General features: G+C 68.6%; 16 protein-coding genes. 6 read left to right on the plus strand and 10 right to left on the minus strand.

Annotation, left to right across the window (positions count from 1 at the left end; translation table 11 throughout):
• Window positions 1-138 precede the first annotated feature (138 nt).
• The gene (locus FM125_RS04100) at window positions 139-1,782 is read left to right on the plus strand and encodes an ABC transporter ATP-binding protein (protein WP_425435782.1); all 1,644 of its coding nucleotides are present in this window, start codon (window positions 139-141) and stop codon (window positions 1,780-1,782) included.
• Between the two features lie 99 nt (window positions 1,783-1,881).
• On the opposite strand, the gene FM125_RS04105 is transcribed toward FM125_RS04100, so the two are convergent.
• From FM125_RS04105 to FM125_RS04130, 10 genes are all read right to left on the minus strand, one after another.
• A complete protein-coding gene (locus FM125_RS04105; protein WP_067191037.1) occupies window positions 1,882-2,262 on the minus strand; it encodes a hypothetical protein in 381 nt (126 codons plus the stop codon).
• A gap of 64 nt (window positions 2,263-2,326) precedes the next feature.
• Window positions 2,327-4,024, minus strand: a complete 1,698-nt coding sequence (locus FM125_RS04110) for an ABC transporter ATP-binding protein (RefSeq protein WP_067191039.1) — start codon at window positions 4,022-4,024, stop codon at window positions 2,327-2,329.
• 146 nt (window positions 4,025-4,170) lie between these two features.
• Window positions 4,171-4,293, minus strand: a complete 123-nt coding sequence (locus tag FM125_RS12065; RefSeq protein ID WP_209279936.1) for a class III lanthipeptide — start codon at window positions 4,291-4,293, stop codon at window positions 4,171-4,173.
• A 46-nt stretch (window positions 4,294-4,339) separates the two neighbouring features.
• Window positions 4,340-6,937, minus strand: coding sequence for a class III lanthionine synthetase LanKC (gene lanKC / locus FM125_RS04115; protein WP_087133730.1), 2,598 nt, complete (start codon window positions 6,935-6,937; stop codon window positions 4,340-4,342).
• A gap of 29 nt (window positions 6,938-6,966) precedes the next feature.
• Window positions 6,967-7,110, minus strand: a complete 144-nt coding sequence (locus tag FM125_RS11935) for a hypothetical protein (protein WP_180525333.1) — start codon at window positions 7,108-7,110, stop codon at window positions 6,967-6,969.
• A 10-nt stretch (window positions 7,111-7,120) separates the two neighbouring features.
• On the minus strand, window positions 7,121-7,291 hold the full coding sequence (locus FM125_RS11940) for a class III lanthipeptide (protein WP_180525336.1): 171 nt from the start codon (window positions 7,289-7,291) through the stop codon (window positions 7,121-7,123).
• 61 nt (window positions 7,292-7,352) lie between these two features.
• Complete coding sequence (locus FM125_RS04120; protein WP_087133731.1) at window positions 7,353-8,099, minus strand: trypsin-like peptidase domain-containing protein; 747 nt, start codon at window positions 8,097-8,099, stop codon at window positions 7,353-7,355.
• A gap of 192 nt (window positions 8,100-8,291) precedes the next feature.
• Window positions 8,292-9,494, minus strand: coding sequence for a sensor histidine kinase (locus FM125_RS04125; protein ID WP_087133732.1), 1,203 nt, complete (start codon window positions 9,492-9,494; stop codon window positions 8,292-8,294).
• 79 nt (window positions 9,495-9,573) lie between these two features.
• Window positions 9,574-9,747, minus strand: a complete 174-nt coding sequence (locus FM125_RS11945) for a hypothetical protein (RefSeq protein WP_180525339.1) — start codon at window positions 9,745-9,747, stop codon at window positions 9,574-9,576.
• Between the two features lie 138 nt (window positions 9,748-9,885).
• Window positions 9,886-10,635, minus strand: coding sequence for a response regulator (locus FM125_RS04130; protein WP_087133733.1), 750 nt, complete (start codon window positions 10,633-10,635; stop codon window positions 9,886-9,888).
• 378 nt (window positions 10,636-11,013) lie between these two features.
• Here FM125_RS04130 and FM125_RS04135 point away from each other — a divergent pair, with 378 nt between their 5' ends.
• From FM125_RS04135 to FM125_RS04155, 5 genes are all read left to right on the plus strand, one after another.
• Window positions 11,014-12,366, plus strand: a complete 1,353-nt coding sequence (locus tag FM125_RS04135; protein ID WP_087133734.1) for an Nramp family divalent metal transporter — start codon at window positions 11,014-11,016, stop codon at window positions 12,364-12,366.
• Window positions 12,367-12,610: 244 nt separating this feature from the next.
• Window positions 12,611-14,617, plus strand: coding sequence for a BCCT family transporter (locus FM125_RS04140; RefSeq protein WP_087133735.1), 2,007 nt, complete (start codon window positions 12,611-12,613; stop codon window positions 14,615-14,617).
• A gap of 194 nt (window positions 14,618-14,811) precedes the next feature.
• Entirely contained in the window at window positions 14,812-15,177 is a 366-nt protein-coding gene (locus FM125_RS04145) for a thiamine-binding protein (RefSeq protein ID WP_067191050.1), read from the plus strand.
• Complete coding sequence (locus FM125_RS04150) at window positions 15,174-15,995, plus strand: GNAT family N-acetyltransferase (RefSeq protein WP_087133736.1); 822 nt, start codon at window positions 15,174-15,176, stop codon at window positions 15,993-15,995. Before FM125_RS04145 ends, FM125_RS04150 begins: the two co-directional genes overlap by 4 nt.
• A 156-nt stretch (window positions 15,996-16,151) precedes the next feature.
• On the plus strand, window positions 16,152-16,976 hold an 825-nt coding region (locus FM125_RS04155; RefSeq protein WP_219337025.1), incomplete at its 3' end, for a spermidine synthase.

Below are 16,976 nucleotides of genomic sequence, written 5' to 3' on the forward strand. Positions count from 1 at the left end.
AGAGCACACCGTGCAGACGACGCCGCCCGCGAAGCGGCCGCAGCCCAGCACGCCCGGGCCCAGGACGCGCCGGTGGCGGACGCCCCGGCCGGCGCCCCGCTGCTGCAGATCAAGGACCTGAACATCGAGTTCTCCACCATGCACGGCTCCGTGCATGCGGTGGAGGACGCGAACCTCACCCTGCCCGCCGGCGGCACGCTGGCGATCGTGGGCGAGTCCGGCTCGGGCAAGTCCACCACCGCGATGGCCGCCATCGGCCTGCTGGCCGGCAACGGCAAGGTGTCCTCGGGCTCGATCATGTTCGACGGCCAGGAGCTGGTCGGCATGCCGGAGTCCACGATGCGCCGCATCCGCGGCGGGCAGATCGGCCTGGTCCCGCAGGACCCCATGTCCAACCTGAACCCGGTGACCCGGGTGGGCCAGCAGATCGCCGAGACCCTGCTGACCCACAAGGCGGCCACGAAGCAGAACGTGAAGGCCAAGGTCCTCGAGGTCATGGAGCGGGCCGGCATCCCGGACCCGGCCAAGCGGGCGAAGCAGTACCCGCACGAGCTCTCCGGAGGCCTGCGCCAGCGCGTGCTGATCGCCATCGGCCTGGCCTGCCGTCCGAAGCTGTTGATCGCGGACGAGCCGACCTCCGCGCTGGACGTGACCGTGCAGCAGGTGATCCTGGACCAGATCGACGAGATGACCAAGGAGCTCGGCTCCTCGGTCCTGCTCATTACCCACGACCTGGGGCTGGCCGCCGAGCGCGCGCAGCACCTGGTGGTGATGCACCGCGGCAAGGTGGTGGAGCACGGGCATGCCAAGCAGATCCTGGAGTCCCCGCAGCACCCGTACACGCAGTCCCTGGTGAAGGCGGCCCCGTCCGTGGCCGCGGCCCGCCTGCTGCCGGAGTCCTTCGACCCGGCCCCGGAGGACCTCGCCCCGGACGACACCGCGGCGATCTCCACCGTGGCGTTCCAGAAGCGGGACCTGACCCCGCTGGTGGAGATCGACGGGCTCACGAAGGTCTACCCGATCCGCGGCCAGGACGACTTCTACGCCGCCAAGGACGTGTCCCTGAAGATCCCGCGCGGCAAGACGGTGTCCATCGTGGGCGAGTCCGGCTCCGGCAAGACCACCACGGCCCGCATGCTGCTCAAGCTCATCGAGCCGACCTCCGGCACCATCACCTTCGACGGCAAGGACGTGCTGGGGCTGAAGGGCCGCGAGCTGAAGGACTTCCGTCAGCGCGTGCAGGCGGTGTTCCAGGACCCGTTCTCCTCTCTGAACCCCATGTTCACCGTGGGGCGGATCATCGAGGAGCCGCTGCAGGCCTACAGGAGGGGAAACGCGAAGCAGCGCCGTCAGCGGGTGCTGGAGCTGATGGACCAGGTCGCCCTGCCGCAGCACTTCTACCGCCGCTATCCCACCGAGCTCTCCGGCGGTCAGCGCCAGCGCGTGTCCATCGCCCGCGCCCTGGCGCTGAACCCGGAGCTGATCGTGTGCGACGAGCCGGTTTCCGCCCTCGACGTGCTCGTCCAGGCCCAGATCCTGGACCTGCTCAAGGACCTGCAGGACGAGCTGGGGCTGAGCTACCTGTTCATCTCCCACGACCTCGCGGTGGTCCGCCTCATCTCGGACTACGTGTGCGTGATGAAGGACGGCGAGCTGGTGGAGGCGGCCTCCTCGGAGGAGGTCTTCACCAACCCGCGGCACCCGTACACGCGTCGTCTGCTCGCCTCGATCCCGGGCAACGAGCTGGGGATCTCGGTGGAGGCGGACGGCACCCACGTCTGACCCACCCGCTTTCGTTCGGGAAACCGTCGCGTTCCGCGCCACTTTCGTTCAAGAAACCGTCGCGTTCCGGGGCGCCTCCGGAGTGGAGCGATCAGCCAGTCAGCTGAGCAGCGCCCATCCGGTCACTGCGGACACCCACACCAGGAAGGAGACCAGCAGGCCCCCGCCCATGATCAACAGGACCCGTCCGCGCAGGTCTCCACCGCTCACCGTGCGTGCGTCACCCGCTTGGACCGCCGTGACAACCATGGCGATCACCAGGATCACGAGTCCCAGGCAGGCGCCGCCGACGGCCAGCAACGGGCCGAAGCTGCCGGCATCCAGGGAGTCCGCAACTGTGCGATGACCCGAGCCCTGCTGCGTGAGGACGATTCCGACTGCGGAGACGAGTGCCAAGACGACGGCGAGCCCCGCCAGAAGCCAGGACCGCCTGGTCAACGGTCGGTGCGTCTGGGTGGCCCGGAGTGTGTTGGATTTCATCGTTCTCTCCTTCTGCGTTGGGCGTGTATGTTCCGGCGAGGTTCTTCTCCGACCCTTCGGCTCCTTAGACGGAAGTGAGAGAGGCCGCCTGCGGTACCGGCTCCTCCCACAGGGCACGGTAGGCCGTGCAGCGGGTCCAGAGCTCCTCGTGGGTTCCACGGTCGGCGATCCTTCCCCTGTCCATGACGAGGATCTGGTCTGCGTCGCGAACCGTGGTCAGGCGATGAGCGATCACCACGGCGGTCGTGCCCGTGGGGCGCTGGCGGACAAGGTCCACCACGTTGCGCTCGGCGACGCCGTCCAGCTGAGAGGTCGGTTCGTCCATCAGGAGCAGGTCCGCTCCGCGGGTGAGGGCGGACATGATGGCGAGCCGCTGGCGTTCCCCACCCGAGTGCCGCGGACTCGAGGAATCGCCCTCACCGCGGCGGATGTCTTCGACCAGTGAGGCCAGCCCCGGTACCGCGGCGATGGACTCCGGTCCGGCTCCCAGCAAGAGGGTCTGCTCCTGTTCGACGATCCCGAGCCGGGCCCGATAGTCCATCAGGTCGATGTCCTCGACGGGCTGCCCGTCCAACAGCACGCGGCCCTCAGACGGCGTGATCCGCCGTGTCAGGAGTTCGAGGAGTGTGGTCTTGCCGGCTCCCGACCGGCCCACGACGGCAGTGAACCCGCCGCTCGGGAAGTCTGCGCTGACATGATCCAGGCGCGGAGTGCGGGGGTCACGGCCCGGCACTGAGACTCGGTCGAGCGAGAGCTGGCCGCGCAACGGGACAGCGTCGATGTGATGCCAGCGATCGGATGACAGCGGAGGCAGCCGTCGGTCGACCCTCAGCGCGTGACGGCGCTCGGCGATTCGGCCCGCAGCCGCGCGTCCCTCCTGCCAGGCGAGCACGCCGTTGGACACGGTGGCGGCGGGCCCTGCGAGGAGGCCGAAGTAGAGCACGAAGGTCACGAGGTTCTCGAGCGGCAGGACGCCGGCGGCCACGCGCAGCCCGCCGACGCCGAGGAGCAGAAGGAGGGCGATCGACACGGCGAGTTCGTTCAGAGGGGCCATCAGACCGCGTACTCGGCCGATGCCGCGGCCGTGCCGGCCGGCGTCGACGAAGTGGCCGAGTGCGGCGAGCGCGCGTTCGCCCTGGAGGTTCCGGTGGGTCAGGGCGCGGTGCTCACGGATGAGGGCGTCCACGTCCGCCGTCGCATTCGAGATCGCTTCCTGCCGGTCGCGGGTGAGCCGGTTCACTCGGTGACCGCTGGCCATGGCGATGGTGCCCAGCACGGCGACGGCACCGAGGGCCATCAGGAATCCGAGCGGATCGAACACGACCATGGCCGCGAGGGCGACGCCCGACAGCAACAGCTGGGCTGGGATGTCGAGTGCGCCGGCGGACACCGTGTTCTTGACGGCCTCGACATCACTGGTCACACACGTGAGATGGTCCGAGCCGCGGGACCGCTCCATGCTGTCGGCATCGGCGCGGGCGACGTCCTCCACGATGCCGCGCCGATGTTCGAGCGCGATGTCCTCGGCGAGCGATGCCTGCACGACCGCCTTCACGGCGATCGCGGTGACAAGACCCAGTAGCACGACCGCCAGTGCCCACACTGCTGGGAGCGGCAGGCTGTCCAGGTCACTGGTCTGCGCCATCACCCTGTGGACGACGAGGGGTTGGACGAGGCTGAGGCCTGAGACGAGGCAGGACAGCAGGACCACCGAGGCCGCCTTGCGTGTGTGGCCAGCGGTCAGCCATGCGGTCGAATGCACGGGTTCACCTCTTCCTGTGGTTCGCGGCTCTGCTGCGGTCGGCTCCGTGGCCTCGGCCGTGCGGCAGGGGAGGGCGTCGGGGGCAGAGCCTGCAGGGGCTCTGCCCCCGACGCGCGCTCCTGTTCCATGGTCGTGATCCGTTCAGGTCAGCAGACCGCCACGGAGATGGTGGAGATCACCTTGCAGTTGACGGACAGCGACGAGCCGGCTCGCAGCTCGATGTCGTCCTGGGAATCCATGGACTGGAGGGAGAGGACCTGGTTCTTCATGATGGGGTTCCTTTCTGTGTTCGGTTCCTCCGGTCGGTGACGGGCGTCACCGACCGTCTCCGCGTTCCTTCGCCGCCGGGTAGGAGGCGGTGGGCAGCGGCATCCAGGCGGGAGCCTGGACATCTGTGCGGCCGACCAGCGCGCAGATCAGACCTGCGCTGCCGGTGCCGAGATCATGGGACAGGCGGTATCCGAAGTCACCTGTCAGATAGACGGCGTCTGTGCCGTCGTCCACGAGGAAGTTGCCGAGCAGGCGACCAAGACGCTCCAGGATGTCGGTGCGTTCGGCATCGAGCAGACGGACTGCGGAGATCAGGCCTGCGGTCCCCCGCAGCAACCCGGCGTTGTAGAAGCTGCGGGAGTCGGCGGAGCGGAGGGCCCCCTCCGTCATCCCGTCGAGAGGTGGGACGACGGCGCCGGACCGCTCGGCAGCCCGGAGGGCGACGAGTGTGCCCGCACCACCGCCGGCGAGGTAGGGGATGAGCCGGCGTCCGTCCACGATCGTGAAGGCCCCGTCGTCTTCCCCATAGGCGCCGGAGCGGATATCCGAGGCCAGCATCGTGGACATGGGCTCTTCGAACTCGTGGACACGATCCGGCATCTGATCGCACAGGACGGCCAGAGCCAGACCGCAGCCGGTCCATCCCTCGAACAGTCCGATGGTGATGGCATCCGGATCGGAGGCCAACGGAGCCTGGTCCGGGTCGTATCTGCGCACGAGATCACGCGCCACGGCCACTGCCGCCGTCTGGAAGCGCTCGTCCCCCGTGAGGCGGTGGAACGCCAGCAACTGCAGCAGGATGCCCGCGTGTCCAGCGTCCACGGTCAGTCGTTCGTGCGTGCGGTCATGAGATCGGGACAGGTGTGCCACATGATCGAGGACCTCATCCATCACGGCGGCGGCTTCGTTCTGCATGCCTGCTTCCCAGAGGACACCGCCGAGGCCGGCGCCGCCCGTGAACAGGCCATAGTCCTCAGTCCGGTCCTTGGTGGCGTCCAGCCAGCGAGCCGCGGCATCGCGCAACCAGGCCCGGGCCGGGTCCGGAAGCCCGCCGGAGCGCAACAGGGCAAGACAGGCCCCCGCGCCGCCGTTACGGACGTTGATCGTGCCGAATCGCTCTGTGTACTGTCTGATGTCCCCGGGGACCAACTGCGGCGAGCCAGGATCCATGTCCTTGAGAATCCCGGCGCGCAGGGCCGCGACGAGTCGGTCCGGTCGCCGTACCAGATCCACGCCAGACGCGGCCCTCCATCGGGTCGATGTGGTGCGGACACGCTCCGGCACTGCCGTCCAGAGCCTTTGCACCAGGTCTGCCGCGGTGTCGCCGTGAAGCTGCCGGATGGTGTCCACGTGCACATCCCAGAGGTCGGGGGCAAGGTCCTCGGCGGGGCCGATCGGAAGGAACGCCTGCCGTGCGATCTTGGCGAGGCCGTACAGGTCAGCCTCCCGCATGCTCACCTGACCGTAGGGCGTGTAACCGAGGGTCATCAGGCCCGCCTCGCGGGGCGCATCGACCTCGCCGGCGCATTCGAGGTCAATGCAGCGGACCTGCAGATCGTCGTCGACCATGACGTTCAGCGGTTGGAGGTCGCCCAGCGCGATTCCATGCTCATGGATGCCAAGCACACAGCGCTCGAGTCTGCGCACCACGGTGATCGCCTGCCGGACGTACTCCCGCCCGTCGCCGTCATAGGCGAAGGGGAAGTAGGCCGCGATCCAGCTGTTCAGCGTGACGCCGTGGACATACTCCTGCGCCATGAACCTGTGTTCCCAGGCATCGAACACCTCGACGAGTTCGGGGACGAAGCCGGTGCCCCGGAGCCGGGTCATCATCTGCGCCTCGTGATCGATGCGCTCCACCGCGTCGCGGCCGCGCGCATCGATGCCGGCACCGGGCCTGCCCTCCTTGAGCACGACTGTCGTATGGTTCCTGTCCAAGGCCTTGTAGACGCCGCCGCCGTTGCTGAAGTGAAGGGCAGACTCCACCTGGTAGGGGAAGGGCGCCGCGTCGTCGGGCTCCGCGGAGACCAGTCGAGCTGGGAGTTCGACGAAGTCCGGCAAGGACCAGACGGGCCCGCGGGTGTCCGGGACGAGGGTGCCATCGGGGTGGCGCAGGGCCAACTGCTCCTGGCCGTCCTCCGTCACGACCCGCATCTCTGCGAACGCTCCGTAACGGTAGTAGACGAGGCCGTCACGCCAGCGACGGTCGGAGAGGACATAGGGGCCGGGCCGGAGGTCGGCTGTGAGATCGTGCAGTCGGTCGAGGAGGGCCATGAAGTGCTCCTCGTCACGTGGGTACACGGTGATGAACTTGCCCGAGGAGGACCGGTCGCCGTACTTGGAGTTCTTCAGCAGCAGGCGTGCAGGGGACCGGGTCACCTTGAACGCCAGGTCATCTACCAGGGCGACGGGCAGAAGCCGGGCGATGACCTCCTCCGCGTCGTCGACACGCGCGGAAAGGTGGATCTTCCATCCCTGGACGGGGAGTGTGGTCCCCGTCGGAAGGACGAAGGTCCAGTCCTCGTCCTTGCGAACGGTCCAACCGTCGGGCACCTCGATGCCGTAGTCGGCCTCAGGGCGGCGGTCGGAGTCCCGGTAGAAGTCGTGACCGGGGATGACGTACTGGTGATAGCGCAGGTCCACGGGGGTCCTCCTCGGGCGGGGATCGCCCTTCAGCAGACGGATACGCTCGCCGTGCTGGCAGGGGCGATGGTGGTGATGGGGCAGAGGGCGATGCTCGTGCCGGAGAAGATGCTTCGTCCGGCCGACGACGTCCTGCGGACGTCCATGCCCTGGAGGGAAAGGATGGCGGTCATCTCTGGCTCCTCACTTGCCCGGGACGCAGACGGCGATCGAGATCGTGCTCTGCTCCTTGCAGATGATGCTCAGGTTCGACGTGAGTCCTGGAATGTCCGAGCTCCGCAGCTCAGGCTCGACGTCCTGGAGGAGCAGCACCCGCTGGGAACGCGTCGTGGCTGACTTATGCGAGGTGATCATGGTGTTTCCTTTCTCATGGATGGGTGGGGATCTGGTCGTTGCATTCCGGCCCAGGGGCAGGTCAGGAGCCCAGGGGCAGGTCAAGGGGACCGCGGTCGGCGAGATGAGTCGCCTGGGCCGCCGCTTGCGAAGCCGCTGCGTGGAGTTCAGCGGCTTCCGCGTCCCAGGTCGGTCCGAACAGGACACGTCGATCCCGGCGGGAACCGAAGCTGGTCACGGAGAACTGATGGATGCTTCCTCCACGACGCACGAGCCAGGGTCCGCCGGATCCACCGGACGAGATTCCGCAGCGAGCTCGATACGCGGTAGCGTCGGCGAAGGGACGATCGACCGAGGCGATGTTGCGGATGACAGCGCGACGGGGGAACACCCTGGACTCGAAGCCGACGACGGCGACGGGGCCTTCATCGATGTCCTTGGAAAAGTCGGGCCGCACCTCGGGGCCGAGAACCTCGGCGTCGAACTCCCGGGGCAGGCGGACCACGGCGAATGCGAGGTCATGTTCCACGGAGGCCCGTTCTCTCCACGCCGTCGGAACGAATGCGCGAAGGACCTCGAGGTGTCGTCCGCTCGGGCGGCGGGTGGGAATCCCGTGCCGGCGGCCGAGCAGGACTCGGCTGTCGACGTGGTCGTGTTCACCGGTGGTGAGGCAGTGGGCGGCGGTGGAGATGATGCCGAACGTCCCCTCGGTGGAGAGAAGGGTGGCAGTGCCGACGGTGATCCCGTCCGGGGTGGTCGAGACGAGACGGCCGACGCGCCGGGACGCGAAGCCTGCCCAACGGCTCGGATTTCTTCTGATGTCGGCCATGGCTGGTGCACCTCCTCTCGACTTCGGCGAATCTGTCCGACGTCTCGTGACGTCGTCGATGACTCCATGAAATCGGCAGCAGGCAGTGAGCACATACAGTCGTCCGACCTGAACTTCCGGCGAATCGCTGTGGCGGTGCGTACTGGACGGATGGCCAGTCAGCCTGTGCGGAGGGACTGCCTGGGGCCCGGATCAGGCCGGCAGGCGCACATCGACGCGCCAGAGTTCACCGAGGGGCCCGATCTCTGCGGTCCCTCCCAACAGGGCGGCTCGTTCGTGGAGCCCGGCCACGCCCAGACGGGAGCTGCTGTCCTTGGACCTGGGCTGCCACGGCTCGCGCCGGATCCGATTCTCGAGCAGGCATCGCACTTCGTGCGGCCGGAGCTCCACCTGGACGACGACGGGAGCTGAGCGGTCGGCATATTTGAGGATGTTCGAGAAGGCCTCACGCAGGATCCGCGCCAAGGATTCATTGATGGTCCGGGAGACTGTTTCCCAGGCTGCCTCATCCGGTGTGCTCGTACGCACGTCGAAGCCCAGTGCGCGGGCCTGGTGGACGACGTCGGAGAGGACTGCTGCTGCGTCGGCCGGTCCCTCAGGAGCCGGTGGTGGGGTCGGCTGAGTGCTCTCGGCGCGCAGGACACCGAGCAGGGTGCGGAGCTCGCGCAGGCCCTGGACCGCGTGTTCGCGGGTGCTCGAAAGGCCCTCCTGGAGGGCGTCCACGTCTGTGGAGCTGCGGCGGGCCCCCGCCAGCATGGAGATCACGGTGAGCTCGTGGGCGACGACGTCGTGCAGCTCGCGGGCAAGTGCTTCGCGTTGGCGGCGTATGGCGGTCCGCCGGTCAGCCTCGGCTTGTATGAGACGCTGCTGGGCGCGATGCGCCTGGCGGCGCATATATCGCCCCACCGATGCCAGAGCCCCGGTGGGAAGCGCGAACAGAAGGTAGGTGACGAGGAAGGCGAGGGTGCCGTCGAGGCGCAGGGAGACACTGGTGGACCACAGCACCAGCGCCGGCACGGCGAGAAGCATTTCGCGCCGGCTCCCGAACAGGATCGTCAGGGCGAGGAAGAGGATCGCGATGAACGTCAGCAGTCCTGCGGTCTCCACGATGTGCGGTCCGACCAGAGACCCCACGATGAACACGGCCAGGGCCGTCGGGCGGTGGAAGATCGCCATGACCGGTGCGAGGCATGCGGCGAGATAGCCGGCCGACGCGGCGATCGCGTCCGGCTCGTCCTGCGTCCCGACGAGCACGGGGATGAAGTCGATGACGAGGGCCAGGCTTGTCAGGCACAGGAACAGGTGTGTGGCCCGTCGAGGCCAGTCGCGACCTTGTCTGGACGCGGCAGAGTTCTTCAGGACTGTCGCCTCGCCGCCGCCCGCACCCTTCTGCACGAGGTCAGAGTCTCATACAGAACCTGGACAGGCCATTCGGACGATCGGATGGCCTCCCACGTGTGACGTCCCTCCGGGGTCAGCAGGTCTTGTACAGCTTCCCGAAGACGAAGCACCACTGGTCATTGAGCCAGGTGGAGGGGGCGAGCGTGGCTGGCGATTCCGTCGGGGCGGCGTGTGCGACCGGGGCACCCAGCACGGTGGAGACGACGAGCGCGGCTGCAGTGGCGAGGACGGTGGTCTTGCGGCGCATGGTGGGTTCCTCTCTCCGAGACTTCCACGGAACTGTCGTTCATCCCGTGGCGTGTTCAGCTTCACAGGGAGAGGGGCGGCCGCACTATGGCCGTTGGGCCAGTACTCCGGTGGCCAAAGGTCAGTGGCCACAGCGGGATCACTGGAAGCGGGCCAGACCGGTCTCAGGATTCGCCAGCGACGGCTGGATGAGTCCGAGCTCGGTGCCTCGGACCAGGAGCTGCACTCGGTCTCGAGCACCCAGCCGGTCGCAGGCCTTGCTGAGGTAGAGCTTGACAGCACCGACGGAGAGGTGGAGTTCGTCGGCGATCTCCTGGTTGTTCATACCTCCAGCCAAGCACGCGAGCACGTCGGATTCGCGCGGGGTGAGCGCAGGGGGCTGTCCATCTTCGGCGGGGTCGTGGAGAGGTGGTCGCCGCGATGCGGGACTTTCGTTGCAGATCTGGTCGACGAGAAGTGAGACGACCTGTGGGGAGACGGTCATTTCCTCGGCCGCGCACGCCCTCACGGCTGCGCGGATGTCCTCCGGCTCGGAGTGCTTCACCACGTAGCCCGAGGCGCCGGCGCGCAGGGCGGAGAGCACCCACTCCTCGGAGCCGAAGGTGGACAGGGCCAGACAGCGTACGGGGGTGTCCTGCGTAAGGGAGGCGATGGTGGCGACTCCGTCCTGCACCGGCATGTCCAGGTCTGTGACGAGGACGTCGGGTGACATCTGGCGGGCGAGGCGTTCGGCCTCCGCGCCGTCACCGGCGTCCGCGACGATGTCGAAGCGGGGGTCCTTGGCGAGCAGCTCGACCAGGGCCGCTCGCATGATGGGCTGGTCTTCGGCCACGACCACCCGCAACGTGACGTCCCCGTGGCTCGTCTCCTCGTCCTGTGCTTTGGCCATGGTCCCCTCCAGCCGTCGTCTGTGAATCGGGCCTGCCCCCGACGGTAGTCGTGGTTCGATCCGGCCTCCACCTCTCGGCGGCGACGACGCTCCCAGCACTTTCGTTCGGGAAACGGTCGCGGTCCGGGGCACTTTCGTTCGGGAAACCGTCGGATTCCGGGGCGCCTTCGTTCAAGAAACCGTCGCGTCCCGGGGTGCCTCCGGACCTTCGCCCGTCGGGTCGTCCCCGGTCGCACACGACGGCGGCGCCCGCCCTGCGCCGTCATCGTGTGTGACGTACACCTCGCTCATAGGTGACGCGGTCTACTCTCTACTGTCACCACAGCGCCCCGGGTCCGTCGCAGGCGGGCCCGCGGACCACAGAGAGAGGGGAGTCGCATGGCTTCGCACAGTCGCGTCGACACCGCACACCCGGTGCACAACCCGGACATCGTCGGGTTCACCGAGGCGGAGATCAACGAGCAGCCCGTCACGCCGAAGTGGAACTCGCTCGGCCCCGGCATCGTCGCCGCCGCCACCGGCGTGGGCGCCGCGGACCTGGTCGCCACCCTGACCGCCGGCTCCCGCTACGGCTACATGCTCATGTGGGCCGTGGTGCTGGGCGTGATCCTGAAGATCGTGCTCGTCGAAGGCACCGGCCGCTACTACCTGTCCACCGGCAAGACGATCTTCCAGGGCTGGCGCACGCTGGGGGCCTGGACCACCGTCTACTTCGCCCCGTACATCCTCGTCTGGGGCTTCGTGTACGGCGCCACCGCCATGTCCTCCACGGCGCTGCCCCTGGCCGCCCTGTTTCCCGGTGTGGACGCCAAGGTGTTCGCCATCGTGGCCGGCGTGATCGGCTTGAGCCTGGTGTGGCTGAACAGGTACCGCCTGATCGAGACGCTCATGACCGTGCTGATCGGCGTCATGTTCGTGACCGTGCTGCTCTCCGCCGCGCTGACCGTCCCTAACGTGGGCGCGATCCTGGCCGGCCTGGTCCCGCGCATCCCGTCCGGCGACCCCGAGGTCATGTTCTACGTCCTCGGCCTGGCCGGCGGTGTGGGCGGCACCATCACCCTTGCGGCCTACGGCTACTGGCTGCGAGAGAAGGGCTGGAACGTCCCGAAGTACATGAAGGTCATGCGCTTCGACAACGCCACCAGCTACATCCTCACCGGCATCTTCGTGATCGCCACGATGATCATGGGCGTGGAGCTGCTGCACTCCGCGGGCATCGCGATCTCCTCCGGAGACAAGGGCCTGCTGGACGTCGGCACCGTGCTGGCGGACCGCTACGGCCAGGCCTGGGCCACCGTGTTCCTGGTCGGCTTCTTCGCCGCGTCCTTCTCCTCGCTGCTGGGCGTGTGGCACGGCGTCTCCCTGATGTTCGCGGACTTCTGGGCGAACTTCCGCAAGCCGGCCGACCAGCTGGACCAGGACGACGCCCCGTCCCTGTCCTCCGCCCCGGCCCGCTTCTTCCTGCTCTGGATCACCTTCCCGCCGATGGTCCTGCTGTTCCTGGACCGCCCGATCTTCCTGATCCTGCTGTACGGCACGCTCGGCGCGCTGTTCATGCCGTTCCTGGCGGTGACCCTGCTGTTCCTGAACAACTCGAAGAAGGTCCCGGCCCGCTTCCGCAACGGCTGGGTGAACAACATCCTGCTCGGCGCCACCACCGCGATCTTCCTGGTGCTCGGCGCCAACGAGCTCTACAAGGCCCTGCAGCCGCTGTTCGAGCTCCTCGGCTGACACCCCGAGCACTTTCGTTCGGGAAACCGTCGGGTTCCGGAGCACTTTCGTTCGGAAGCCCGTCGGGTTCCCGCGGAACCCGGCCCTCCCGACGACGGCACTCACCGTGCCCAGGTGCGTGCCGTCGTCGTCCCCCGCCTTTCCAGCCGACCTTCGGGTGCGCCATGACGGGCCGGCGGAGGCGGCCGCAGACTGACCCTGCACAATAGAGGCGTTCATCACACTCCAGGAGAGGACCTGCGTCATGGACGGGAACCAGCCCCACGACCGATCGACCGCGCCGCCGGGGGAGGGGAGCAGGCCAGGGCGCGGTCGGCTGACGCCTGCGAAGTTCATCGAGGAGGTCACCTACCCGCACGACATCCACCCGGCCCTGGTGCCCGGCGTCTCCATCGAGGACCAGAGGGTCCGCTATGGCCTGGACAAGGCGATCATCGGCGTCGTCGGCGTGCTGGTGGTCGGCTTCGTGGTCTGGGGCGTGCTGCAGCCGGACGTGGTGCTGGAGGCCTCGACCACCGCCCTGAACTGGGTCATGCAGAACCTCGGCTGGGTGTTCTCCTCGCTGGCGATCGGGATGGTCCTGTTCCTGCTGGTGCTGGCGTTCTCCCGCTACGGCGGCATCACCCTCGGCCTGGACGGCGAGAAGCCCGAGTACTCCACCGCCTCCTGGGCGGCCATGCTCTTCGCCGCCGGCATCGGCATCGGCATCATCTTCTTCGGCCCCTACGAGCCGCTGACCTACTACCTGGCCCCGCGGCCGGGCGCCTACGAGCCCGCCTCCACGGAGGCGATCACCGGCGCGATGGCGCAGGCGGCCCTGCACTGGGGCATCAACGCCTGGGCCATCTACGCCATGGTCGGGCTGGCGGTGGCCTACGTGTCCTACCGGCGTGGCCGCGTGCCGCTGATGAGCTCGATCCTCATGCCGCTGTTCAACCGCGGCGACGACCCGAAGTCCTTCGGTGCCCGGCTCATCGACTCCCTGGCGATCATCGCCACCCTGTTCGGCACCGCCGCCTCTCTGGGCATCGGTGCCCTGCAGATCGGCCAGGGCGTGCAGATCGTCACCGGATGGTCCACGGAGGGCAACGCCGTGGCGATCGGCATCATCACCCTGCTGACCATCGGGACCGTGGCCTCCGCGGTCTCGGGCGTGGCCCGCGGCATCCGTTGGCTGTCCAACATCAACATGGTGCTGGCGATGGGCCTTGCGCTGTTCTTCTTCGTGGCCGGACCCACCGCATTCCTGTTCAACGTGATCCCCGGCGTGATGATGGAGTACGTCGGCTCCTCGGCGGACATGCTGGGCGCCAACATGGCCCAGGGCGAGGACATGCAGGCATTCCTGTCTTCCTGGACCACCTTCTACTGGGCCTGGTGGGTGTCCTGGGCGCCGTTCGTGGGCGTCTTCGTGGCCAAGATCTCCCGTGGCCGCACCATCCGCCAGTTCATCCTGGGCGCACTGTTCATCCCGTCGGCCGTGATCATCCTGGCGTTCACCGTGATCGGCGGCACCACCATCTGGCTGCAGCACACGAACGGGTCCATCGCCCCGGACGGCACCGCGGACTCTCTGCCGGCCCCGGCGGAGATCTTCTGGGTGGTCATCGACCAGCTGCCCGGCGGCGGGCTCGTGGCCCCGGTGGTCATTCTGATGCTCGCCGTCTTCTTCATCACCACCGCGGACTCCGCGTCGATCGTGAACTCGCAGCTGTCCCAGGGCGGCGACCCGTCCCCACGCCGCCTGGTCACCGCATTCTGGGCGGTCTGCATGGCCGGCATCGCCGTGGTGATGCTGCTGACCGGCGGCGACACCGCGCTGTCCGGCCTGCAGAACCTCATCACCATCACCGCGCTGCCGTTCTCCGTGGTGATCGTGCTGATGGCGATCGCGCTCTTCCGCGAGCTGCAGCATGACCCGCAGGCCATCCGAGAGCACTACAAGGACGAGGCGCTGGAGAAGGCGGTCCGCCTCGGCATCGAGGACCACGGTGACGACTTCACCCTCGCGGTGCAGCCGGTGGCCGCGGACAGTCCCTACGCCGTGGGCGGCGACTTCGACTCCACCGCCGCAGAGGTCACCGACTGGTACCAGCGCAGGGATGAGGACGGCAACGAAGTCGCCTACGACTACGAGACCGGTGAGTATCTGGACGAGGACTCCGCCGGGCAGGGTCACGAGGACCGCGAGGACGGGCCGGCGGCCGACCCCGCTGAGCCCCACGACGACGGCGCCGCACCCCGCACCTGACCCCCGCCCCGGCGCTTTCGTTCGGGAAGCGGTCGGGTTCTCGGGCACTTTCGTTCGGGAGAACATCCAGTTCCCGGGCGCTTTCGTTCGGGAGAACGTCGAGTTCCCGGGCGCTTTCGTTCGGGAGGCGGTCGGGTTCTGTCGGCCCCGAGCGGGGGCTGACAGGGCGCGCGGTCCCGGGCAGACTGGGCCGCATGATCGTTGCGTTCTCCGTCGCCCCGTCCGGCGCTCCCTCAGACCCGTCTCTCTCCCGCCCTGCCGGGGGTGAGGACTCCGGCTCGGTGCACGAGGCCGTGGCCGCCGCCGTCGCGGTGGTGCGCGCCTCCGGTCTGCCGCACCGCACCTCCTCGATGTTCACCGAGATCGAGGGGGAGTGGGACGAGGTCATGGCCGTGGTCAAGGAGGCAACCGAGGCCGTGGAACCCTACGGCTCCCGTGTCTCCCTCGTGCTGAAGGCGGACATTCGCCCCGGCCGCACCGGCGAGCTCGACGGCAAGCTCGAGCGCCTCGAGGCCGCCCTGAAGCGCGCGGACGAGGACGCGCAGGAGAGCCGCGGGTGAGTGACGACGTCGCCGGTGCCGACAATGCCAACGGTGCCGCCGGTGCCGACAACGCCAACGGTGCCGCCGTGGCCGACGCCGCCGACCGAGCCCCCGGGGCACGTCCGGGCTCGCGTACTGGTGAGGACACACCCTCATCCGGCCGCGAATCGAGGGTCGAGACGGTGAGTCCTCACCAGTTGTCACAGCAGGCGGGGGCGAGGACTCCCGAGGCGTCGGTCCGTCCTGTCACCGCCGAGGACCTGCCCGCCGTCCTCGCCATGAAGAACAGGTCCTGGCGCACCGCCTACGCCCACGCCCTCCCTGCCGAGGAGTTCGATCGCATCGACGCCGGCCTCGCCGACCAGGTCGAGTCCTGGAAGCGCATTGTCGCTGACCCGGAGGTCAACCTCGTCCTCGGCGAGCAGGGCCCGCGCGCCGCCTCGGCGTCGGGGGCACCAGGTGCTGCGGACGATGAGGAAGGCCGGTCCGAGGCTCCGTCGGAGGCGGGTGCCGTCGTCGGGATGGCGTGCGCGGGTCCCCGCCGTCCCTTCGGCGACGCCGCCATGGTGCTCGCCGGCACCGGCCTGTCCGAGGGCGACCTGCCGGAACGCGAGCTGTTCGCCATCTACCTGGGCGAACGCGTCTACGGCACGGGACTCGCCGACCGCCTCCTCCACGAGGTCCTCGGCGACGCCCCGGCCGTTCTCTGGGTCTTGGACGGCAATGCCCGGGCCGAAGCGTTCTACCGCCGCCACGGCTTCGAGGCGCTCGGCGCTCCCGCGCCGCTCGGCGGGAGCTGGGGCGAGCACACCGAGCGGCTCTACGTGCGGCGCTGAGTCCGCTCAGCCCGGCTACTGGTGGGGACACACCCTCATCCAGCCGCCGATCAGGCACTGAGACGGTGAGTTCTCACCACTTCGCGCAGGGGGCGGGGGCACCTCACCACTTCGCGCAGGGGCGGGGACATCGCACCGATGCGGGAGGATGGAGCCATGATCGAGGCCGGCACCTTCCCCATCAGCTCGGGTACCGCGACCATCGAGCCGGACCCGTGGACGCCCGGTGCCTTCCTGCTGCGCGTCAACGGCGTGGAGTCCTCCCAGCTGAACCCGGACACCCCGACGGAGCTGGGCTTCGAGTACATGCGCTGGGCCGCGGCCGTCCTCACCCACCGCTTCGCCACCGACCAGCGGATCCGCGTCCTGCACCTGGGCGGCGCCGGCTGCACCTTCGCCCGCTGGGTCACGGCCGTCTACCCGCAGGCGCACCAGGTGGCCGTGGAGCTGGACGCCGGGCTGGCCGAGTTGGCCCGCACGCGCTTCGAGCTGCCGCGGGCCCCGCAGCTGAAGATCCGCGTCGGGGAGGCGGGTGAGGTCCTCGCTGGCATGCGCCCCGGCACCCGCGAGGTCGTCTTCCGGGACGTCTTCGCCCCCGTCTCGGACGACCCCGACGCCCTCCACGTCACCCCGGAGCACCTCACCGGGGTCTCGGCCGCTGCCTCTGCCGCCTCCGTCCTCACCCCCGGCGGGGTGTACCTCATGAACATCGGCGGCGGCCCGGACCTGACCTCGGTCCGCCAGGAGGTGGCCGCGCTGTGCGAGGTCTTCCCCCATGTGGAGGTCATGGCAGATGCGACCATGCTCAAGGGCCGCCGCCGCGGCAACGTCATCGCCGCGGCCTCGGACGCCCCGCTCACGGACAAGTCCCTCGGCGGCCCCTCTGCCCTGGCCCGCACCCTTCTCTCGGACCCCGTGCCCGCCCGGGTCGTGGACGACCTGGGGTTGGAGAACGTGGACATCATCCGCGGCCGTTCCGAG

It is taken from the genome of Micrococcus lylae (genome assembly GCF_900163825.1).
GTDB lineage: Bacteria > Actinomycetota > Actinomycetes > Actinomycetales > Micrococcaceae > Micrococcus > Micrococcus lylae.

What these genes read in the sequence shown, in the direction of transcription:
- FM125_RS04100 (WP_425435782.1), top strand. Translation starts at nt 139, where the DNA reads ATGCACGGCTCCGTGCATGCGGTGGAGGACGCGAACCTCACCCTGCCC.
- FM125_RS04105 (WP_067191037.1), bottom strand. Translation starts at nt 2,262, where the DNA reads ATGAAATCCAACACACTCCGGGCCACCCAGACGCACCGACCGTTGACC.
- FM125_RS12065 (WP_209279936.1), bottom strand. Translation starts at nt 4,293, where the DNA reads ATGAAGAACCAGGTCCTCTCCCTCCAGTCCATGGATTCCCAGGACGAC.
- FM125_RS11935 (WP_180525333.1), bottom strand. Translation starts at nt 7,110, where the DNA reads ATGACCGCCATCCTTTCCCTCCAGGGCATGGACGTCCGCAGGACGTCG.
- FM125_RS11940 (WP_180525336.1), bottom strand. Translation starts at nt 7,291, where the DNA reads ATGATCACCTCGCATAAGTCAGCCACGACGCGTTCCCAGCGGGTGCTG.
- FM125_RS04120 (WP_087133731.1), bottom strand. Translation starts at nt 8,099, where the DNA reads ATGGCCGACATCAGAAGAAATCCGAGCCGTTGGGCAGGCTTCGCGTCC.
- FM125_RS11945 (WP_180525339.1), bottom strand. Translation starts at nt 9,747, where the DNA reads ATGCGCCGCAAGACCACCGTCCTCGCCACTGCAGCCGCGCTCGTCGTC.
- FM125_RS04130 (WP_087133733.1), bottom strand. Translation starts at nt 10,635, where the DNA reads ATGGCCAAAGCACAGGACGAGGAGACGAGCCACGGGGACGTCACGTTG.
- FM125_RS04135 (WP_087133734.1), top strand. Translation starts at nt 11,014, where the DNA reads ATGGCTTCGCACAGTCGCGTCGACACCGCACACCCGGTGCACAACCCG.
- FM125_RS04140 (WP_087133735.1), top strand. Translation starts at nt 12,611, where the DNA reads ATGGACGGGAACCAGCCCCACGACCGATCGACCGCGCCGCCGGGGGAG.
- FM125_RS04145 (WP_067191050.1), top strand. Translation starts at nt 14,812, where the DNA reads ATGATCGTTGCGTTCTCCGTCGCCCCGTCCGGCGCTCCCTCAGACCCG.